20 protein-coding genes are annotated in these 18,356 nt (G+C 66.1%); 7 read left to right on the top strand and 13 right to left on the bottom strand.

Features of this window, described 5'->3' with window-relative positions:
• The first annotated feature begins 142 nt into the window (after nucleotides 1–142).
• Together ACFQ3C_RS01835 and ACFQ3C_RS01830 are read left to right on the top strand one after the other, a co-directional pair.
• Nucleotides 143–1,807 (top strand): amidohydrolase, encoded by a 1,665-nt coding sequence (locus ACFQ3C_RS01835; protein ID WP_380788668.1) that lies wholly within the window; start codon nucleotides 143–145, stop codon nucleotides 1,805–1,807.
• 57 nt (nucleotides 1,808–1,864) lie between these two features.
• Nucleotides 1,865–3,247, top strand: coding sequence for an ABC1 kinase family protein (locus tag ACFQ3C_RS01830; protein ID WP_380788666.1), 1,383 nt, complete (start codon nucleotides 1,865–1,867; stop codon nucleotides 3,245–3,247).
• A 64-nt stretch (nucleotides 3,248–3,311) separates the two neighbouring features.
• Here ACFQ3C_RS01830 and ACFQ3C_RS01825 read toward each other — a convergent pair whose 3' ends face one another.
• The 4 genes from ACFQ3C_RS01825 to ACFQ3C_RS01810 all read right to left on the bottom strand — a co-directional run bounded on the left by ACFQ3C_RS01825 (nucleotide 3,312) and on the right by ACFQ3C_RS01810 (nucleotide 7,631).
• On the bottom strand, nucleotides 3,312–4,418 hold the full coding sequence (locus ACFQ3C_RS01825; RefSeq protein WP_380788663.1) for a diguanylate cyclase domain-containing protein: 1,107 nt from the start codon (nucleotides 4,416–4,418) through the stop codon (nucleotides 3,312–3,314).
• A 3-nt stretch (nucleotides 4,419–4,421) separates the two neighbouring features.
• Nucleotides 4,422–5,033 carry a heme NO-binding domain-containing protein gene (locus ACFQ3C_RS01820; RefSeq protein ID WP_380788661.1) on the bottom strand — a complete coding sequence of 204 codons (612 nt, stop codon included), beginning with the start codon at nucleotides 5,031–5,033 and terminating at the stop codon, nucleotides 4,422–4,424.
• Nucleotides 5,034–5,260: 227 nt separating this feature from the next.
• Nucleotides 5,261–6,820 (bottom strand): trimethylamine methyltransferase family protein, encoded by a 1,560-nt coding sequence (locus ACFQ3C_RS01815; RefSeq protein WP_380788659.1) that lies wholly within the window; start codon nucleotides 6,818–6,820, stop codon nucleotides 5,261–5,263.
• A gap of 121 nt (nucleotides 6,821–6,941) precedes the next feature.
• Complete coding sequence (locus ACFQ3C_RS01810) at nucleotides 6,942–7,631, bottom strand: HAD family hydrolase (protein WP_380788657.1); 690 nt, start codon at nucleotides 7,629–7,631, stop codon at nucleotides 6,942–6,944.
• Between the two features lie 142 nt (nucleotides 7,632–7,773).
• On the opposite strand from ACFQ3C_RS01810, the gene ACFQ3C_RS01805 reads away from it, so the two are divergent.
• Complete coding sequence (locus tag ACFQ3C_RS01805; protein WP_380788655.1) at nucleotides 7,774–8,229, top strand: MarR family winged helix-turn-helix transcriptional regulator; 456 nt, start codon at nucleotides 7,774–7,776, stop codon at nucleotides 8,227–8,229.
• Nucleotides 8,230–8,268: 39 nt separating this feature from the next.
• On the opposite strand, the gene ACFQ3C_RS01800 is transcribed toward ACFQ3C_RS01805, so the two are convergent.
• On the bottom strand, nucleotides 8,269–8,553 hold the full coding sequence (locus tag ACFQ3C_RS01800) for a DUF3572 domain-containing protein (RefSeq protein WP_380788653.1): 285 nt from the start codon (nucleotides 8,551–8,553) through the stop codon (nucleotides 8,269–8,271).
• A gap of 99 nt (nucleotides 8,554–8,652) precedes the next feature.
• On the opposite strand from ACFQ3C_RS01800, the gene ACFQ3C_RS01795 reads away from it, so the two are divergent.
• Nucleotides 8,653–10,107: a diguanylate cyclase gene (locus ACFQ3C_RS01795; protein ID WP_380788651.1), complete on the top strand. Its 1,455-nt coding sequence runs from the start codon at nucleotides 8,653–8,655 to the stop codon at nucleotides 10,105–10,107.
• A gap of 37 nt (nucleotides 10,108–10,144) precedes the next feature.
• On the opposite strand, the gene ACFQ3C_RS01790 is transcribed toward ACFQ3C_RS01795, so the two are convergent.
• The 4 genes from ACFQ3C_RS01790 to ACFQ3C_RS01775 form a co-directional block, all read right to left on the bottom strand.
• Entirely contained in the window at nucleotides 10,145–10,699 is a 555-nt protein-coding gene (locus ACFQ3C_RS01790) for a periplasmic heavy metal sensor (protein ID WP_380788649.1), read from the bottom strand.
• Nucleotides 10,700–10,701: 2 nt separating this feature from the next.
• A complete protein-coding gene (locus ACFQ3C_RS01785) occupies nucleotides 10,702–11,109 on the bottom strand; it encodes a hypothetical protein (protein WP_380788647.1) in 408 nt (135 codons plus the stop codon).
• On the bottom strand, nucleotides 11,096–11,680 hold the full coding sequence (locus tag ACFQ3C_RS01780; protein ID WP_380789106.1) for an RNA polymerase sigma factor: 585 nt from the start codon (nucleotides 11,678–11,680) through the stop codon (nucleotides 11,096–11,098). Before ACFQ3C_RS01780 ends, ACFQ3C_RS01785 begins: the two co-directional genes overlap by 14 nt.
• A 105-nt stretch (nucleotides 11,681–11,785) precedes the next feature.
• The gene (locus ACFQ3C_RS01775) at nucleotides 11,786–12,310 is read right to left on the bottom strand and encodes an EF-hand domain-containing protein (RefSeq protein WP_380788645.1); all 525 of its coding nucleotides are present in this window, start codon (nucleotides 12,308–12,310) and stop codon (nucleotides 11,786–11,788) included.
• A 273-nt stretch (nucleotides 12,311–12,583) separates the two neighbouring features.
• Here ACFQ3C_RS01775 and ACFQ3C_RS01770 point away from each other — a divergent pair, with 273 nt between their 5' ends.
• Both ACFQ3C_RS01770 and ACFQ3C_RS01765 read left to right on the top strand, forming a co-directional pair.
• Nucleotides 12,584–13,039, top strand: coding sequence for a DUF983 domain-containing protein (locus ACFQ3C_RS01770; protein WP_380788643.1), 456 nt, complete (start codon nucleotides 12,584–12,586; stop codon nucleotides 13,037–13,039).
• Nucleotides 13,040–13,063: 24 nt separating this feature from the next.
• Nucleotides 13,064–13,768, top strand: a complete 705-nt coding sequence (locus tag ACFQ3C_RS01765) for an NUDIX hydrolase (protein WP_380788641.1) — start codon at nucleotides 13,064–13,066, stop codon at nucleotides 13,766–13,768.
• On the opposite strand, the gene ACFQ3C_RS01760 is transcribed toward ACFQ3C_RS01765, so the two are convergent.
• Both ACFQ3C_RS01760 and ACFQ3C_RS01755 read right to left on the bottom strand, forming a co-directional pair.
• The gene (locus ACFQ3C_RS01760; protein WP_380788639.1) at nucleotides 13,731–14,633 is read right to left on the bottom strand and encodes an EamA family transporter; all 903 of its coding nucleotides are present in this window, start codon (nucleotides 14,631–14,633) and stop codon (nucleotides 13,731–13,733) included. The two genes, ACFQ3C_RS01765 and ACFQ3C_RS01760, sit on opposite strands and share 38 nt — an antisense overlap.
• A gap of 21 nt (nucleotides 14,634–14,654) precedes the next feature.
• Nucleotides 14,655–15,569: a fatty acid desaturase gene (locus ACFQ3C_RS01755; protein WP_380788637.1), complete on the bottom strand. Its 915-nt coding sequence runs from the start codon at nucleotides 15,567–15,569 to the stop codon at nucleotides 14,655–14,657.
• Between the two features lie 106 nt (nucleotides 15,570–15,675).
• Here ACFQ3C_RS01755 and ACFQ3C_RS01750 point away from each other — a divergent pair, with 106 nt between their 5' ends.
• Nucleotides 15,676–16,536, top strand: a complete 861-nt coding sequence (locus tag ACFQ3C_RS01750; protein ID WP_380788635.1) for a helix-turn-helix domain-containing protein — start codon at nucleotides 15,676–15,678, stop codon at nucleotides 16,534–16,536.
• A 12-nt stretch (nucleotides 16,537–16,548) separates the two neighbouring features.
• Here ACFQ3C_RS01750 and ACFQ3C_RS01745 read toward each other — a convergent pair whose 3' ends face one another.
• Both ACFQ3C_RS01745 and arsJ read right to left on the bottom strand, forming a co-directional pair.
• Nucleotides 16,549–17,073, bottom strand: a complete 525-nt coding sequence (locus ACFQ3C_RS01745) for a lipocalin family protein (protein ID WP_380788633.1) — start codon at nucleotides 17,071–17,073, stop codon at nucleotides 16,549–16,551.
• 91 nt (nucleotides 17,074–17,164) lie between these two features.
• The gene (gene arsJ, locus ACFQ3C_RS01740) at nucleotides 17,165–18,349 is read right to left on the bottom strand and encodes an organoarsenical effux MFS transporter ArsJ (protein ID WP_380789105.1); all 1,185 of its coding nucleotides are present in this window, start codon (nucleotides 18,347–18,349) and stop codon (nucleotides 17,165–17,167) included.
• Nucleotides 18,350–18,356: the final 7 nt, after the last annotated feature.

Below are 18,356 nucleotides of genomic sequence, written 5' to 3'. Positions count from 1 at the left end.
TAGGGCAAAAAGGGTCAAGACGGCCTGAACCGGGCGCGCGGGGCGTTTACCGGTCGGAAAGGATTGCACCGGGCAAAGACGCGCTTGGACAGGTCAGCCGCGACGGGCTAGGCTGCGTCAAACCCCATATTGGAAAGCCCCCATGTCCCCAACCGCCACGACGATCATCACGAATGCCCGCGTCCTGACCATGGACCCGACCTGCCCGCGCGCAGAGGCCGTGGCGCTGACCGATGACCGCATCCTTGCCGTGGGGTCCGTGGACCGGATCGCGGCCCTGGCCGGGCCGGGCTGCACGGTGATCGACGCGGGCGGCGCCAGCCTGCTGCCGGGTTTCATCGAAAGCCATCTGCACCTGTTCATGGGCGGATCCGAGCTGTCGCATCTGCAACTATTGGGGATTGAGGGCCCGGATCACCTGGGCCGCGCCATTCACGGCTATGCCGACGCCCATCCGCACCGGCCGGTGATCGTGGGGCAAGGCTGCGATTATGGCATCTATGGCCGCCCCCTGACCCGCCATGATCTGGACGCGATTCTGCCCGACAGGCCGATCATCCTGGTTGCCGCCGATCACCACACCGGCTGGGCCAATACCCTGGCCCTGACCGAGGCGGGCATTCTGCAAGGCGCCACCGTCGGCCCCGGCAACGAGGTGGTGATGGGCGCCGATGGCCTGGCCACGGGCGAGCTGCGCGAATTCGAAGCCATGGCCCCGGTGCTGCGTGTCGCCGGTGAACACCGGATCATGGCGGGCATCGCCACCGGCTTTGACCCCCTGCCCGCACCGACCCAAGAGGAAGTGAAGGCCGATCTGCCCGCCATGGCGGCGGGACTTGCCCATTGCGCGCGGCACGGTTTCACCAGCCTGGTGAACATGGATGGCAACCGCTACACCCTTGACGTGCTTGACACATTGCGCCGCGACGGGCGTCTGACCGCACGGGTGCGCGTGCCCTTTCACTACCGCAACACCCGCAGCCCCGCCGACCTGGCCGAGGCCAGCATCCTCAGTCGCGACTACAACGATGACTGGCTGTCATCCGGCTTCGTCAAGATGTTTATGGACGGCGTGATCGACAGCGGCACGGCGGTCATGCTGAACGACTATCCCGATCAGCCCGGCTGGCGCGGCGACCCCCTGCATGAGGCGGACCGCTTTGCCGAGATCTGCATCGAAGCTGACCGGCGCGGCCTGCAGATCGCGGTCCATGCCATCGGGGACGGTGCCGTGCGGCGGGTGCTGGATGGATATGCCGCCGCCCGCGCCGCCAATGGCCCGCGCGATGCGCGCCACCGGATCGAACATATCGAACTGATCGACCGCGCCGATGTGCCCCGCCTTGCACAGCTTGGCGTGATCGCGTCGGTGCAACCCTCCCATGTGCCGGGCGCGCTGGATTTCCCGCTTTTTCCGACGCTGGACAAGATCGGACGAGGACGCTGGAAAGACGCTTTCCTCACCCGCAGCCTCGCGGACGCGGGCGCAAGGATCGTCTTTGCCTCGGATTGGCCCGTCGCCGACATCAACCCGCTGCGCAGCATCCAGGCCGCGCTGACCCGTCCAACCTTCGAGGGCGCGCAGGACGAGCGGTTGACCCTGCATCAGGTGCTGGCCGCCTATACGATCGGCGGCGCCTATGCCGAACATACCGAAGACCGCAAGGGCATGCTGCGGCCTGGCTACCTGGCCGATCTGGTGCTGCTGGACGGCGATATCGAAGCGGTCGCAGCGGACCGGATCGCAACCCTGTCGGTCGTCCGCACCATCTGCGGCGGCCGCACCGTCTGGGACAGTGCCGCCTAAGCGCCGTCACAGACTGGTCACGCGCCGCATTCGCCCCATCTTGCCCCAGGCAGCAGGATGGCGGAGCAGGCAATGTCACAACAGGATCAGGATCATGACGCGATCGCCCTGCCCGATGGGCGCATCGGGCGGCTGCTGCGCCTTGGCGGCATGACATCCGGGCTTGTGGGTGACATGGCGGCGGCCGGCCTGCGCCAGGTCGCACGCGGCCAGCGCCCGCGCTTGCAGCAGATGATACTGACCCCGCAGGCCGCCGCCCGCGTCACCCGCGACCTGCGGGTCATGCGCGGCGCGGCCATGAAACTGGGCCAGATGCTGTCGATGGACCCCGGCGTGGTCCTGCCACCCGAGATGACGACGATCCTGGCCGCGCTGCGGGACGAGGCGCATCACATGCCCCCCGCGCAATTGCGCGATGTGCTGGATGCCGAATGGGGCCGCGACTGGCGCCGTCGCTTCAGCCGTTTCGACGTGCGTCCTTTCGCGGCCGCCTCGATCGGGCAGGTGCATCGCGCCCGCACGCAGGACGGACAGGATCTGGCCATCAAGGTGCAATACCCCGGTGTCGCGGGCAGTATCGACAGTGACATCGCCAACATGGGCAGCCTGTTGCGCCTGCCTGGCCTGCTGCCGCGCGGGCTGGACATCGCGCCGATGCTGGCCGAACTGCGCGAGCAGCTGCACGCAGAGGTCGATTACACAGCCGAAGCCCGCAATCTTTCCGATTTCAACCGTCTGCTGGCCGGATCAGAGGGCTTTTGCCTGCCGGTGCTGCATCCCGAGCTGAGCACGCCAAGGGTCCTGGCAATGACCTATCTGGACAGCCAGCCGCTTGACGCGCTTCTGACCGAACCCCAGGCGCTGCGCGACCGGGTGGCGGGGCAGCTCATCACGCTGCTGCTGCACGAGCTTTTCGATTTCCGCACCATGCAGACCGATCCGAACCTGGCGAATTTCCGCTATGATCCGGGCACGGGGCGGATCATCTTGCTGGATTTCGGGGCCGTGACACGCTTTTCACCAGACCAGGCCCAGGGGTTTCGCACCCTTCTGCGGGCGGGCCTGGCACAGGATCGCGCTGCGGCAGAGGCGGCGTTGACCGCGCTGGGATATATCGGCCCGGAAACGCCCGCATCCCTGCTCTGGCGTATTCTGGATATGTTCGAGACAGCGATGACACCCTTGAGGGACGATGCGCCGTTCGATTTCGCGGCATCCGACCTGGCCTACAGGCTGAACGCAATGGGGCTTGCCCTTGGGCAGGACCCCGACATGGCGCAGACCCCGCCCGAGGGCACGCTGTTTCTGCATCGCAAGATCGCCGGCATGTACCTGCTGGCCGCCCGGCTGAAAGCCAGGATCGCCATCCGCCCCCTGGTTGCCGCCCATGCCGCAGATCCCGCCCATGCCACCCCAAGGCCGGATCGCGCCTCTGCCTGATCCGGCCGTGAACGGCGGGACGGTGCCCGGCCCTGGTGCGGCAGCCGGATCCGGCGCCTGCCGGTCAATCGTCCTGCGCCTCCTGATCAAAGAAAAAATGGCGGCCCCGCCCTGCATGTTTTGACCGGTAAAGCGCCTCGTCCGCGTCGGCCATCATCCGCGCCATATCAAGCTTGTCGTAATGGGACGACAGCACGGTGCCGATACTGCCCGAGATGCGGCAAACATCGTCGCAATAAGGGATCGGCTGGCATAACCGGGCAATGATCCGCCGCGCGATGGCATCCAGCAGGCGACGATCCTGAAGATTGGGGAACACCAGAACGAATTCATCCCCCCCGACGCGCGCCACGGTATCGCCGCTGCGCGTCTCTTCGGACAGGATCGTGGCGACATGGCGCAGCACGTGGTCGCCAGCGGCATGTCCCAGCGTATCGTTCACCGCCTTGAAGTGGTCGAGATCCAGATGCATCAGCGCGAAACCATCACGCCCATAGGCCAGACGCTCAAGCCGTTGTTCAAGCGCCCTGCGATTGGCAAGGCCCGTCAGCGTATCGGTCAGCGCCTGCGCCTCGGCGGCAACCATCGCGCCGCGCAAGCGCAGGTTCAGCTTGCGGCTTTCCTCCATCGCGGCCGATTTTGCCTCGACCAGGTAAAGCAGTTCCACCGTCATGTCCGTCACCGCGAAATCCGCAGAGGTCAGGGCATAGTCGCGCAAGGCCGCCAGGATGGAGATCCCGAAGGACAGGTTCAGCACGATACCCTGATCCGACAGGGCAAGGCAGCCCTTGAAATCCGTCATCGGCTGATCGCGAAACGTCAGGCGAAGCATCTTGCCTTGCAGGCCAAGCAGATCATCCCAGCCACCGATCTGCCGCGGGCGCGTCACCTCGAAAAGGTCCAGAAACCTTGCGCCGTTCAGGCAGGTGTGCGGGCGCAACCGGGCCAGGGTCGGTCCCGCGTGCAGAACCTCGCCAGCCTGGCTGAGCAACAGATGCATCGGGCACAGCACATCCAGAACCTGCGTCATGGCCGCCAGATCACGCGTATCTGTCACCCCTGTGCCGGCCAGAGCCGGACGCCCGGCGCCAGCCGTTGCGGTCATGTTGCCTGAGTCATCGACCGGGGCGTCGCCCGCCTGGTTGCGCAGTCCCGCGCCTTGCCCGTCCATGCCTCAACCTGCCTTCCGGCCAAGTTCGAAGCGGCGCCCTTCGCTGTAGTCGCATGCGACAAGCGCAATCTCGATCACCTCGCATCCCGGCTCGGGCGCGCCATGATCCAGCACCACCAGCGCGCCATAGTCATCGGCCATGGCCCGCAAGACGCCCATCATGACCGATCCGAAGCCGGAAAACCCGCCGTCCTGCCGATAGGGCGCCCCTGTCAGGCAGCGCAGCCTGTAGCGATCATGCGCCAGCTCATGCAGTTCCAGCACCGGCAGGTCCAGATCCGCCACCGCCAGCCGGGCGCGTTCCGGCAGGTCGTCCAGCGAACAGAGAAAATCGGAAAAGTCTTCGCCGCCGAACCGCAGCAAGCGGCGCAACGCCTCGACATTGGGGTGAGAGACCAGGTAGGTGCCGATATCTTCCAGCACCTCCGCCCTGGGACGACAGAGCCGCTGGCAGGTTGCATCAAGCACCCTGCCCGTCAGCAAGGGATCATGGTCAAGCATGGCTTCGATCCCCGCGCCATGCAGCTGGGCCGCGCGGGCCACATCGTTCCAGATTGCAGCGCCATGCATGTCTGTCACGAAACACTGTATCGCCCGGTTGATCAGCCCATGCATCCCAGATCCCTTTCCTGCACCTCTGTCAGGATGCGGGAAAACCGTAAAGATTTGACCAATATCTTCAATTTGCACGACTTTCGCGCGCGACACGGCTTTCACCCGCACGGGGCATTCTGCCGGGCCATGCGCGCCTTTGGTCTTCGGCCCGGGTCGGGCAAGGGTCGGGCAAGGGTCGGCACGATTGGTCGAAAGGGGCGTGTCCGCCCCTTTCATGGGCCGGAGGATCAGAAATCGGTCGGTGCGCCGCCTTCCGCCTTGCGGCGGCTGACAAAGGCCAGCAATTCGTCATGAATGGCCACATCCATCGGTGGGGCTTCGAACTCGGCCATGATCTGGCGATAGATCCCGTGCGCGCGTTCATGCGTCCAGACAGCACCGGCGATGTCCCAGGCCTCGTAGTTGCGCCAGTCGGACAGGAAGGGTTGATAGAACGCCTTCTCATAGCGGTCCTGCGTATGCTGGATGCCGAAGAAATGCCCCCCCGGCCCGACCTCGCGGATGGCTTCCAGGGCCAGATCCTCGGGCGTGGTGGCAAAGGTCGCGGGCTCCATGTAGCGCTGGATCTGTTGCAGCACCTCGCAATCCATGACGAATTTCTCAGGGCTGGCGATCAGCCCGCCCTCAAGCCAGCCCGCCGCGTGATAGACCATGTGCGTGCCCGATTGCACCGCCGCCCAGAGGCTGTGCGATGTCTCCCACATCGCCTGACCGTCGGGCACATTGGCCGCACAAACACCGGAGGACCGCATCGGCAAGCCGTAGAACCGCGCCAGCTGCCCGGTCATCTGGGTCGCGCGCATGTATTCGGGCGTGCCAAAAGCAGGCGCGCCCGATTTCATGTCCACGTTCGATGTGAAAGTCCCGATCGCGCAGGGTGCGCCGGGCCTGATCCACTGGGCCAGCGCGATCGCGCACAGCCCCTCGGCCAGGCTTTGCGCCACCGCCCCCGCCATCGTCACCGGCGCCATGGCGCCCGCCAGCGTAAAAGGTGTCACCACCAGCCCCTGGCCCCGCCGCGCCAGCCGGATCCAGCCATCCAGCATGGGAATGTCGTGTTTCAGCGGCGAGGTGGAGTTGATGTTGGTGAACATCTTGGGGCTTGCGTCGAATTCCTCATGCGTATGCCCGCCCGCGATGCGGACCATCTCCATCACGTCCTCGACCCGTTCCTTTCCCAGGGAATAGGCATGCGCCACCTTGTCGGTCAGGGTCAGCGTATCATAAAGCACATCGAGGTGCCGGACCGAGGCATGCACATCCACGGGTTCCACCGGATAACCACCGATGAAGTGAATGCAGTTGAAATACTGGCTGAGCTTGAGCAGGTCGCGGCACATCTCGCGCGTGCCGGACAGTTTGCGGCCCGTCGCCATGTCCCAGTAGTTCGGCGGGGACGAGACATTGCCGAACAGGATGTGATCGCCGCCGATGGTGATCTGCCGCTCAGGGTTGCGCGGCGTGATCGTCCATTGCTTGGGTGCGCGGCCCAGCATCTCCATCACGAAATCGCGGCCCATGCGGACATTCTCGCCCTGCACGGTGCAGCCCGCGTCGCGCAGGATATCCAGGGCCTCGTGATTCAGGAATTCGATCCCGATATCTTCCAGGATGAACATCGCCGCCTCGTGGACAGCCTGCACGCCTTCGGCGGTCAAGGGTTCGATGGGCCGGTCCAGGTTGACAGGCAGGCGCCATGGCATCTGCTCGATCGCGGCCTTGCCGCGACGGGTCGCATGACCTGCCCGGCCACCGTTGCGTTTCCTGCGAAGCACCTCTTCCGTCATCACGGCCTCCTGCGTAGTCGGAAGACCAGCAAACTACCACCACGCCCCGCGCGCCTTTCCGATTGCGACTGAAGGCGTCGTTTTTCGTGAATGCCGCCGCAAGACCGATACGGCGGGGGGATCAGGCGTCGATCCAGGCCGGGATGTGACCGATATCGGGCAAAACGGCATCGGCCAGCGGGGCCAGATCGGCCGCAAGCGCCGTGCCGGTCAGCACGCCCAGCGTCTGCATGCCCGCGCGCCGCCCGGCCAGCAGGTCGTGATGACTGTCACCCACCATGACCACGCGCGCCGGGTTCAGCCCGGTACTGCGGCAGAAGGCCAGCAGCGGCGCCGGATCGGGTTTGGCGCCATGCCCGCTGTCGAAACCTGCGACGAAATCGAAATGCGCCAGCACACCGGCCTTGCCCAGATGCGCCAGCGCCCCGGCTTCGGTGTCATTGGTGATCACGCCCAGCGACAGGCCGCGTGCGGCAAGCCCGGTCAGGTAAGGATCAAGCGGTACGGCAGGGGCCAGCGGGGCCATCGCGGCGCGCATGCTCAGAAAGCTCTCGATCTCTTCGACGGGGCGGCCCGGAAGGGCGGTGCCGATCGCTTCGGCGGCTTCGCGATTGGTGCCCGCGATGATCGGACTTTCCGGGCGAAAGGCGCGCGCGGCCAGGTCGAACACCGCCGCATCGGCAATGCGCTGCGCCAGCGCCGCGTCGCCGGCCGACAATTCGTCGATCACACCCAGCGCCCAGACATCCCATGTCGCCCGGAAATCGAACAGCGTGCCGTCCTTGTCGAAGATGATCCCGTCAATACGCATTCCGCCCGGCCCCCTGCCCTGCACGCGGCACATTGCACGCCGTGTCCCTTGTCTGGCTTGCCATAAGGTGGCCGTGCAACAGTCGGGTTGCAAGCCCTGCGCGCGCTTGACTTTCGCGGGCCGATCCTGTGGCTTGACGTCCATGGACAGTATCGGACCTTACCGCCTTCATGCCTCGCTGGGCTATCACCTCTCTGTCGCCGCGCGCCAGCAGGAGCGGCGGCTGGACGAGACATTGAAGACGCTTGGCCTGACCCGCACAACATGGTGCATTCTTCTTGCCGTGGGCAACGAGGGGCTGTCCCAGCCGTCTGACATCGCAGGGTTCGTGGGCATCGACCGCACCGCGACCAGCCGCGCGCTGCGGCAGATGGAAGCCGACGGCCTGCTGGCGCGCTCCAGCGGCACCGAAGACCGGCGCACCCGGCGGGTCGAGCTTACACCGGCGGGCTGCGCCGCGATCGAGGCCGCGACCCCTTTTGCCCGGCAGAACGCCGCGATCATGGCCGAGCGGCTGGAGCCCGGCGAACAGGAGGCGCTGATCACGCTGCTGACCAAGCTGCGCCCAGAGGATGATGCACCGCTGAACACCCTCTGACAGGCTGGCTGGCAGGCTGGCTGACGGGCTGGCGCCTGATCAGGTCCAGTGCATCTGCGCCCCGCCCGGCAGCGCCGCGCGCGCCCGCATCGGCGCATCATAGGGCTGACGCGCCGCATCGCAAAAGGCGATGACCCAGGCATCTTCCAGCATCAGGAAATCCAGCAGCGCACCAAGGAAAGCGGGGTCTGCGGCGCCGGTGCGAAGGTCTTCCACGCTGGCGCCGCTGGCCGCCATGAACTGCCCCAGAACCTCATCATTTCCGGCCATCCAGCCCAGCGCTTCGATCGCCAGCATCTCGGCCTTTTCCTGCTCGGATTTCATTTTCTTGCGCCCGGAAAGAATTTCTTAACCAGTTTCAGTAGAGACTGCGGGAACGCGGTTGGCAAGTGGCCCTCCGCCCGCTTTCTGAGGCTGAGGACCATGCCCGGCAAAATCCTGATCGTCGATGACATTCCGACCAACCGCATCCTGTTGCGGGTGCGCCTGATGGCGGCTTTCTACGATGTGCTTCAGGCCGCCACCGGGGCCGAAGCGATGGAGGTGATCACCCAGCAGGCGCCTGATCTTGTTCTGCTCAGCGCGGGCCTGCGCGATTGCGACAGCCTTGAGCTGTGCCGCCGCATCACCGGCTTTTGCGAAAGCCCGGATCAATCCGGCGCCAGGGCCGCACCGTCCTTCCTGCCCGACACCGCCCCGGCGCCGCCACCGGTGCTGCTGCTGTCGGCGCAGGCTGATCACGGGCTGCGCCTGTCGGCGCTGGCGGCCGGGGCAGAGGATCTGCTGGCCTTTCCGCGCGATGACCTGCTGTTGCAGGGGCGATTGCGCAGCCTGATGCGTGTCGGTGACAGCCTGCAGGAATCGCATCTGCGCAGCGGCACCAGCAGGGCCCTCGGCTTTGCCGAGGCCCCGCAGGAATTTGTCACCCCGCCGCGCATTTGCATCCTGACCGACCCGACGCTGCACAATCCGGCCTGGCGTCACAGCTTGCAGGCCGCACCGCAAGGCGCGGTCAGCCAGCATGACAGCCGTAGCTTCCTGCGCGATGTCACGGCCGACAACGCCCCGGATCTGTGCCTGCTGGTGCTGGATCGCAGCCTGTCATCGCCCGGGCTGCGCCTGTTGTCAGAACTGCGCGCCCATCCCGAAACCCGCCATGCCGCCGTGATCGTCATCCTGCCGGAACCGGACAACCACATGGCCGCGGATGCGCTTGACCTTGGTGCGGGCGATGTCGTGGCGGGCCTGTTCGATCCTGCGGAACTGGATCTGCGGATCGCCAGCCAGATCCGCCGCAAACGCATGGCCGACCAATTGCGAAGCACCCTGCGCGATGGCATGCGCGCGGCGGTGACAGATCCGCTGACCGGGCTTTACAACCGCCGCTATGCGTTGCCGCATCTGATGCGGATGGCCGAACACGCGACGCGCAATGGCCGGCGCTTCGCGGTGATGCTGGCGGATCTGGACCATTTCAAGCGGATCAACGATCTTTACGGCCATGCCGCCGGCGATGCCGTCCTGGTCGAGGTGGCGCAGCGGCTGCGCGCCAATCTGCGCGCCGTGGATCTGATCGCCCGCATCGGCGGCGAGGAATTTCTGATCGCGCTGCCCGACACCAACAAAACCGAGGCGCGCGTGGCCGCACGCCGCCTGTGCCGCATGATATCCCAGGATCCCATTGATGTGCCGGGGCAGGATCTGGCCGTCACCATGACCGTCAGCATCGGCGTCGCCATGGGCCATCGCCCCCAGCCCCAGCTGTCGGATCCGCTGCCGCTAATCATCGAAAGGCTGCTGGACCGGGCGGACCGGGCGCTCTATGGCGCGAAGGCCTGCGGACGCAACCAGGTGACGATCAGCAATACCGCCGCATGATTGCCGCGTGATCATGAGCCTGTCGCAGTCCGCGCCATCAGTCGCGCGGGGCCAGGCCGCGCTCGTTGCGGCGCTGCTCGCGCCAGTTGTCCCGTCGCTCAAGCCGATCCGCCAGCCTGTCGGCAAAGGCCGCGCGCGCGGCGGGGTCCATCTGGGCGATACGCTGCAACAACAACTCCTGGCCGATCTGCTGACGCTCCAACCCGGCCTGGAACTGCCGCGCGACGATGATCTGAACCGCGGCCGGATCATAGGGGTCGGCCCGCAACGCCTGCACCACCGCATCGAAATCGGCGCGGATATCGGCCCGGCCCGGCCGCCCGTCAGCCTGCATGGCGCGCATCTCGCGCCAGATCGCGCGGCGATCCTCGCGGCTCAGGGCACCCGTGTAAGGCCCGCCAAACTGATCGGCCCGCGCGCCCCCCCTGTCGCGCAGGGCATCATGGCGCAGCATCGCGCCGACCGCCAGGCCCGCCACGGCAAGGTTGAGGGCAAGCGAGATGAACAAAAGCGCCTTGATCCAGCCGCCCAAGGGGGCACGGGCCGCACCGGCGGGGCTTGTCGGGGATCGGGGATCGGTCGGATTGGTCATGTTCAGCCCTCGCTCAGGTCCATGGCGATGTCGAAATCCAGTTCCGGCATCAGGTCGACAAGATAGGTGTCCGCGCCCTGCCCCAGCAGCGCCGTCGCCAGGTCCGCCATGCTGGCAGGGGCGGCGATCCCGATGGCCAGCCCCATCAGGCCAGCCGTCGCCAGCCCACCCAGCGCAGGCCAGCCGCCCAGCGCCGCGCGCAACTGGGTCAGCGCCGCGCGCAGCGGCGCCCAAACGCCGGGGCGCGGCAGCGGGCGCGGAGCGGCCGGTGGTTGTGCCGCCAGCGCATCGGCCAGAACCCGCGCCATCAGCGCATCCGACGGGTCAAGCGCGTCGCGGCGCGCCGCATCGAAAAAGCGCTCCAGCCCGTCATCATCCAGCGGTGTCTTGCCGTCGTCAGTCATCGTCATACCCCAATTCTGCGCGTCGCCCCGACAGGGCAGCCGTCAAGGCGCGTTTGCCCCGGGCGATCAGACTTTCGACCGCCTCGGCGCTGATTTCCATGATCCCGGCAATCTCGGGATTGCCCAGACCTTCCAGATGGCGCAGCACGACCGCCTGCCTCTGGCGCGCGGGCAGGGCCGAAAGGGCCCGCTGCAAGGCCGCCGCGCGCGCCTTGTCCTGCAACCGGTCGGCCGGACCCTGTGCATCATCCTCCGGCTCGGGAACGCTATCCAGCGCCACGCCGCGCCGTTTACGCAGACGGTCCGTCGCCAGGTTCGCCGTCACCCGGTAAAGCCAGGTGGTCACTTGCGCCTCGCCCTCGCGCCAGTCCGGCGCGATCCGCCAAAGCCGCAACAGCGCCTCTTGCGTGACATCCTCGGCCTCGGCCCGGTCGCCCAGAAGCCGCATGGCATGGGCATGCACGCGCGGCGTCAAACGCAATGTCAGCGCCCGCGCCGCCGCCGCATCGCCCAAGGCGAAGCGGCGCAGCAGCACGTCATCTGCCAGATCCGAAAGGGCATCGAAAGCCATTGTCATCGTCACTCCGGCCTATCCTGTCCCTGCCGTTTCGGCAATCAGGTGACCCGTCCGGGTGGAATGGCCCGCCAGGGCCATTCCGTCACATCTGTCAGGGGGCGTCGATCAGTCGCCCTTGTGGTCCCGGTGATGCCCGTCGCCCAGACGATGCGCGCCGCGCATCTCGCGGGCGGCCTCATATTCGGCGCGCGACAGCGCGCCATCCGCGTCCTTGTCCAGCCGCGACAGCATCCGTTCGAAACGATCGCCCTTGCGGGGCCCTGCGCGCATTTCCTCGGCCGACAGCTTGCCGTCGCCATCCCGGTCCATCCGCTCGATCATGCGCGCGCTGCGCTCCTGCATCCGCGCGGTGGCACGGGCAAGCATCTGCGCCTGCATCTCGGCCGCGTCCAGCAAACCGTCCTTGTCGGTATCGGCCGCGTCGAAGCGCAGCCCGGCATGGGCCTGCATTTCCTCGGCCGTGATCTTGCCATCGGCATCGGCGTCGATCTCTTCGAAGGGCAGCATCATGCCCCGCTCGCCCCGGTGGTCCGCCCGACCCGGTTTGTCATCGGATGCGGCGATCGCGGCAAAGGTCGTGCCGGCAAGGGCAAGGGCGGTCAGGCTTGTCATCAGGATATTGCGTTTCATCTTGGTCTCTCCAGTGTGACTGCGGCGCAAGGCCGGGGTCGTGTTCAAGGCCGGGGTCGTGTTCAAGTTTGGGGCCCGGTTGCCCCGTGTTGTGCAGGTGATACGGGCCGACCGGCGGTTTCCGTCGCACGCCACGCAACCTTTTTCGACAGGTTCATCCCGTCGCCTTCCCTTGGCGGATTTTTGCGACAAGTAGACGCGGCGCAGGGATCACCGCTTTTCAAGGCCCGTGATTTGGCAGATGGTCGCGGCTTGACCGAACCCGAGGCCTCCATGAACCAGCACAGCCCCCACGCGATGACGGCGCCGCAGACAGACACCGTCCCGGATCATGCAGCGCCCGACGGCGCGGCACACAAGCCGACACCGCGCGACACATGGCCTGCCATGTGGAAGGGATGGCGCGGCAAATGCCCCAATTGCGGCAGCGGACCGCTGCTGAAAGGCTATCTTTCGGTGCGCAAATCCTGCCCGGTCTGCTGCGAGGAATTGCACCATCATCGCGCGGATGATGGCCCGGCCTACCTGACGATCCTGTTCGTGGGTCACCTGATGGCGCCGCTGCTTCTGTTCGTCTTCGAGACATGGCGCCCCGAGCCGCTGATCCTGTTCAGCATCTTCGCCCTTGGCTCTGTCGCGCTATCGCTCTACCTTCTGCCCAGACTGAAAGGGGCGATCGTGGGCCTGCAATGGGCGCGGATGATGCACGGGTTCGCCAAGGCCGCGTGACCCTTTCGGAATGAAAGGGACCAGATGAGCATCGACAAGACTGCAATCCGCAACGCCTCGACCGTGATCGTGCTGCGCGACCGGTACAACGATCCGCATGTCCTGATGGGACAGCGCGGATCGAAAGCAGCCTTCATGCCGGACAAATTCGTCTTTCCCGGCGGGGCCGTCGATGACGCCGACCGCGCCGTGCCGCTGGTGACACCCTTGCCGGATCTCTGCGCCGGCCGGCTGTGTGACGATGCGCCGCCCGATCTGGCCCATGCGCTGGCCGCCGCCGCGATCCGCGAATTGTGGGAAGAAACCGGCCTTGTGCTGGGCGCCAAGGGCCTCTGGACCAGCCCGCCGCCTGATTGGCAGACCTTTGCCGCAACCGGCCACATGCCCGCCGCCCATCCGCTGCAATTCGTGTTCCGCGCCGTCACGCCACCCGGCCGGCCCCGCCGGTTCGACGCGCGTTTTTTTCTGGTCGATGCCGATGATCTGGCCAGCGATCCCGATGATTTCAGCGCCGCCTGTGACGAGCTTTCGCATCTGCAATGGATCCCGCTGCCGCGCGTGCGCGAATTCGACCTGCCCTTCATCACCGAGGTGGTGCTGGCCGAGGTCGCCGCAAGGGCCAGGGAAACCGAACCGCCCGCCTCTGTGCCCTTTTTCAAGAACAACGAAGAGGAAAGCCTGTTCCTGCGCCTTAAAGGAATAGGACCAGTGACAGGACGCTCGCACTGATCAGGGCGATGCCCACCGCCTCGCGGCGCGTGAATTTCTCGTTGAAGAACAGGATCGACGCGGCCAGCGAAAAGATCAGCTCGACCTGCCCCACGGCCTTCACATAGGCCACGTTCTGCAGGGTGAAGGCCGTGAACCAGCACAGGCTGCCCGCCATCGAGGTCAGGCCGATCCAGACGGCGCGCCGCCACACAAGGATCACGGCACGGATCTGCCCCGGCTCGCGCCAGCGCAGCCACAGGGTCATGGCGATGGTCTGGGATGCCGTTACGGCCGCCAGCGTGACCATGGCGCGCAGAAAGGGATCGTCGCTGGCCAGTTCCAGCGATGCGCCGCGATAGGCCACGCTGGACACCGCGAAAAGCGCCCCCGCCAGCAGCCCCAGACCCGCCGCGCGCGAGGCGATGCGCCGAAGCCAGTTGCCGGTCAGCCCCGGTGTGCCCGACAGCACCAACACCCCCACCAGCCCCAGCAGGATCGCGGCCAGACCCGCAGGCGTCACCCCCTCGCCCAGCACCACAAGCCCGGCAAAGGCGGTCAGCACCACCTCGGTGTTCTTGAAAGTGATGCCCACCGCGAAATTGCGTTGCCGGAACAGGGCCACAACGCAGATCGTGGCCAGGATCTGCCCCAGCCCGCCCAGCAGCGCGTAGACCCAGAACAGGCCCGACAGCGCCGGCATCGCAACCCCCTGAAGGGCCAGATAGACAGCCACCAGCAGCAACACCAGCGGCGAGGAATAGATGAACCGCGCGAAAGTGGCGCCCGCCGTGGACAACGCCCCCATGCTCAGCTGTTTTTGCAGCATGAACCGGGCCGTCTGAAAGGCGGCCGCCAGGACAGTTGCGATGACCCATGTTTCCATGGGCGCTCTCATGCCCTCAAATCACGGGCGACGCCAGAGGGGATGCGGCACCGGGTCCTTGGCCTTGAACAGGTAGCGCCGGAAGATCGCCGCATAGGACGGAAACATGTAACCGTCATTGCGCGCAAGATACCGGTCCCGGTTGGCGAAATAGAGGGCGGGCAGCCGGTACCATGGCAGCTTGGGATGCATGTGATGCACCACATGCAGGTTGTTGTTCAGAAACAGGAACGCCAGCAGGCCGCGATCCTCGATGATGACCGTGCGCCCGCGCGCGCGCAGATGCGCCTGATGCTCCAGAAAGGTGCGGATCTTCAGGATCGACAGCGCCGCATAGCTTGCCAGCAGAAAGGCCCAGACCGGCATCTGCCCCAGGGCCGTCACCCACCAGATCACCAGCCCCACCGCCGGGATATGCCACAGCCAGCCGCGCAGAACGGCCCTGTCGCCGGCGCGGATCGCGCGCCAGTCGGAAGCCATGAAGGCCACCTGCCCCACCAGCGGCCCGATCAGCAGCCGCCCGATCAGCCGGTTGTTGAGGTTCAGCACCGCCTGCATCCATGGCGACAGCCGCTCCCAGTCGCTGGCATCAAGGTAGTTGCTTTCCGGATCGTCATAGGGATCGGTCAGGATTGCGTCCTGATGATGCGCCAGATGGGTGTCGCGAAAGCGCAGATAAGGGATAAAAAGCGTCAGCGCCGGAAACACCAACGCCTCGTTCAGCCGCCTGGCCCGCGTCGGATGCCCGTGCAACACTTCGTGGCAAAGCGAGGAATGCAGCGCCGCCGCAAGCGTGACCATCACCATGCCCAGCGGCAGGAACCAGCCCGCGGCCCATGTCATGCCGATCGCCCAGACCCCATAGCACCCGGCCAGCAGGGCCAGTGTCGGCCATTCGATCGATTTGCCCGGAACGCCCTGCGTGCGACTGCTCATGAAAACCTGACTTTTTCATCTTTCCCAGAGGTTTAGTCGGGATGCAGACATGTTTGAATTCTGGAAATGATTAACATTTCTCGACAAACGTGATATATTTCAACATATGAGTGAAAATATCGACAAACGGCAACGTGCCGCGCAATTCCGCCAACGCCTTGTCGCCGCGATGGACCGGCGCGGCCTGAACCAGAGCAGCCTTGCCCGGCGGATCGGGGTGGACCGTTCCACGGTGTCGCAACTGCTGGGCGGCGACGGGGCGCGCCTGCCGAATGCACAGGTCGTGGGTGAATGCGCCTCGGCGCTGGGGGTTTCGGCGGATTGGCTGCTGTCGCTGTCGGACCGGCCGGAAACAGCCGCCGACCTCATGGCGATCTCGCTGTCGCTGACCGAAGCGCCGCGCGCGCTGGTGGATGAACAGATCTTCAGCTGGCACCGCGAAGCGGCAGGCTACAAGATCCGCCATGTGCCTGCCGCCCTGCCCGACATGCTCAAGACCCGCAACCTGCTGGAATGGGAATACACGCCCCATCTGGGCCGCACCACGGAACAGGCGATCAATGCCTCGCAGGATCGTCTGGACTGGATGCGGGGGGCGCATTCCGACTATGAAATCGCCCTGCCGCTGCACGAAATGGAAAGCTTTGCCCTGGGCACCGGGTATTATGCCGGTCTGTCACCCGCGATCCGGCGGGAACAGATTGACCGCTTCATGGATCTGAACGCGCAATTCTATCCCGGCCTCAGGCTCTACCTTTTCGATGCAAGGCGCGTCTATTCCGCGCCGATCACCCTATTCGGCCCGCTGCTGGCGGTGCTTTACGTCGGCCGCAACTACGTGGCGTTCCGCGACAGCGAACGCGTGCAGGCCTTCACCCGGCATTTCGACCATCTGGTGCGCGAGGCCAGCATCTCGGCCCGTGATCTGCCCGTCCATCTGCAAGCGCTGCGGGACCGGATCACCTGATCCGCCCGCGCCTTACCGCGCGCTTTGCAGGCGCGTCATGTCATAACCGTACCAGTCCAGGATCTCGCGCGCGGCGCGTAACCGGTCGGGTGCAGGCGCTGCACTGCGATCCAGGATGAAGGCCCGCGCCCCCGAAGGCGTGCCAAGGACAGCCGTGCGAAACCCCTCATCGACCCAGAGCACCCACAGATCCCCCGGCGGCGTGTCCTGTCCGCGCGGGCGCAACCGACCGGGGGCGACCAGATCATAGACCTCGCGCCGCGTCGCGCCGCCGCTATCCGTGATGTCGGCCACGATCTGCCCGGTGGTGGCGCGCCGATATAGATGGGTCTGCGGCGTGATTGCTTCGCCGGGGGCCGCAAAGGCCGCAACCTGCACCCAGTTGCCCAGGAAGCGATCGGCCTCGAACCGCTGGGTCGAGGCGAAAGGCGCGGCGGGATCGCGAAAACCCGTCATCGGCGGGGGCGGCGCCGCGCAGGCGGCCATCAGGCCAAGCGCCAGCAGGCCAAGGGCCATACGAATGGTGACACGTTGCATCAAGGCTCCCCCTCGGGCGGAACCTGCGCCCGCCATGGCGCCACCCTAGGGGGGCGTTGCCGCGTGATGCAAGACGATAGCGGAAGATCGGCTAGAGGGCGCGCAGGCGCCGCACCGCCCACCAGCTGGCCCCGGCCATCACCCCCGCCGTCGCCAGACAGAGCGGCAGCCCCCCCAGTTGATAGGACAGGCCCGACAGCAAGGTCCCCAGAAGTCGCCCCGCCGCATTCGACATGTAGTAGAACCCGACATCCATGGTCACCCGGTCGTCACTGCTGAAAGCCAGGATCAGGTAGGAATGGACCGCGGAATTGATCGCGAAGACAAAGCCGAACAGCAGCAGCCCCGCCACCAGCGACAGCGTCAGCCAATCGGCGGGCGCGCGCCCGACCAGGGCCAGCCCCGCCAGAACCAGCGGGATCGGCACCAGCAGCCCCGCCCAGCGGATCGCCTGCCCCACGATCTCGGGTTCGGGGCGCAGCGCCGCGCGCAGGATGCGCGGCGCCGCCCCCTGCACGGCACCATAGGCGATGATCCAGAGCGCCATGAAACCGCCGATCAGGAAAAAGGCCGCCCGCGCGCCCTCGGGCGTGCCATCGGACAGGACCGACTGGAAATAGATCGGGATGCCCACCACGAACCACACGTCGCGCGCACCGAACAGGAACATCCTTGCCAGCGACAGACGGTTGATGCGGGCATCGCGCGACCAGACCTGCGCGAATTTCGCCGCTTTCTTTCCCGCGGGCAGGCCCGTCGGCATGAACAGCATCACCGCCGCCAGGATCACCGCCAGCACGGCGGCCATCACCCAGACCGCCGGCACAAAGCCCATCAACGCCAGAAGGGCCGCCCCCAGGAAAAAGCCCACCCCCTTGACCGCGTTCTTCGATCCGGTCAGCAGCGCCACCCAGCGGAACAGACCGCCATCCGTCTTTGGCGCCAGCAACTTGACCGCCGATTTCGACGCCATCTTGGCCAGGTCCTTGGCCACGCCCGAGGCCCCCTGCACCGCCATCACGAAAGCCACTGACGCGGCGACACCCCATGCCGGGTCAAGCTGCGTCAGGGCCATCAGCGCCGCGATCTGCACCGCGAGGCCCGCGTAAAGCGTGACCGTCAGCCCGAACCGCGCCGCGATCCAGCCCGCCGACAGGTTGGTGACGATCCCGGCCACCTCGTAAAGCAGAAACAGCCAGGCCAGTTGCACCGGGCTGAACCCCAACCCGTTGAAATGCAGCAGCACCAGCATCCGCAGCGCCCCATCCGACAGCATGAAGGCC

Origin of the sequence: Seohaeicola saemankumensis, from assembly GCF_042678485.1 — a bacterium.
GTDB classification, from domain to species: Bacteria; Pseudomonadota; Alphaproteobacteria; order Rhodobacterales; family Rhodobacteraceae; genus Seohaeicola; species Seohaeicola saemankumensis.
Note: the sequence above shows the minus strand (reverse complement) of the source record. Positions and strands in the feature narration are given on the sequence as shown.

Bases quoted from the DNA above. Each gene is read 5' to 3' on its own strand.
- ACFQ3C_RS01835 (WP_380788668.1), top strand. From the start codon at position 143: ATGTCCCCAACCGCCACGACGATCATCACGAATGCCCGCGTCCTGACC.
- ACFQ3C_RS01830 (WP_380788666.1), top strand. From the start codon at position 1,865: ATGGCGGAGCAGGCAATGTCACAACAGGATCAGGATCATGACGCGATC.
- ACFQ3C_RS01825 (WP_380788663.1), bottom strand. From the start codon at position 4,418: ATGGACGGGCAAGGCGCGGGACTGCGCAACCAGGCGGGCGACGCCCCG.
- ACFQ3C_RS01820 (WP_380788661.1), bottom strand. From the start codon at position 5,033: ATGCATGGGCTGATCAACCGGGCGATACAGTGTTTCGTGACAGACATG.
- ACFQ3C_RS01815 (WP_380788659.1), bottom strand. From the start codon at position 6,820: ATGACGGAAGAGGTGCTTCGCAGGAAACGCAACGGTGGCCGGGCAGGT.
- ACFQ3C_RS01810 (WP_380788657.1), bottom strand. From the start codon at position 7,631: ATGCGTATTGACGGGATCATCTTCGACAAGGACGGCACGCTGTTCGAT.
- ACFQ3C_RS01805 (WP_380788655.1), top strand. From the start codon at position 7,774: ATGGACAGTATCGGACCTTACCGCCTTCATGCCTCGCTGGGCTATCAC.
- ACFQ3C_RS01800 (WP_380788653.1), bottom strand. From the start codon at position 8,553: ATGAAATCCGAGCAGGAAAAGGCCGAGATGCTGGCGATCGAAGCGCTG.
- ACFQ3C_RS01795 (WP_380788651.1), top strand. From the start codon at position 8,653: ATGCCCGGCAAAATCCTGATCGTCGATGACATTCCGACCAACCGCATC.
- ACFQ3C_RS01790 (WP_380788649.1), bottom strand. From the start codon at position 10,699: ATGACCAATCCGACCGATCCCCGATCCCCGACAAGCCCCGCCGGTGCG.
- ACFQ3C_RS01785 (WP_380788647.1), bottom strand. From the start codon at position 11,109: ATGACGATGACTGACGACGGCAAGACACCGCTGGATGATGACGGGCTG.
- ACFQ3C_RS01780 (WP_380789106.1), bottom strand. From the start codon at position 11,680: ATGACAATGGCTTTCGATGCCCTTTCGGATCTGGCAGATGACGTGCTG.
- ACFQ3C_RS01775 (WP_380788645.1), bottom strand. From the start codon at position 12,310: ATGAAACGCAATATCCTGATGACAAGCCTGACCGCCCTTGCCCTTGCC.
- ACFQ3C_RS01770 (WP_380788643.1), top strand. From the start codon at position 12,584: ATGAACCAGCACAGCCCCCACGCGATGACGGCGCCGCAGACAGACACC.
- ACFQ3C_RS01765 (WP_380788641.1), top strand. From the start codon at position 13,064: ATGAGCATCGACAAGACTGCAATCCGCAACGCCTCGACCGTGATCGTG.
- ACFQ3C_RS01760 (WP_380788639.1), bottom strand. From the start codon at position 14,633: ATGGAAACATGGGTCATCGCAACTGTCCTGGCGGCCGCCTTTCAGACG.
- ACFQ3C_RS01755 (WP_380788637.1), bottom strand. From the start codon at position 15,569: ATGAGCAGTCGCACGCAGGGCGTTCCGGGCAAATCGATCGAATGGCCG.
- ACFQ3C_RS01750 (WP_380788635.1), top strand. From the start codon at position 15,676: ATGAGTGAAAATATCGACAAACGGCAACGTGCCGCGCAATTCCGCCAA.
- ACFQ3C_RS01745 (WP_380788633.1), bottom strand. From the start codon at position 17,073: ATGCAACGTGTCACCATTCGTATGGCCCTTGGCCTGCTGGCGCTTGGC.
- arsJ (WP_380789105.1), bottom strand. From the start codon at position 18,349: ATGCTGTCGGATGGGGCGCTGCGGATGCTGGTGCTGCTGCATTTCAAC.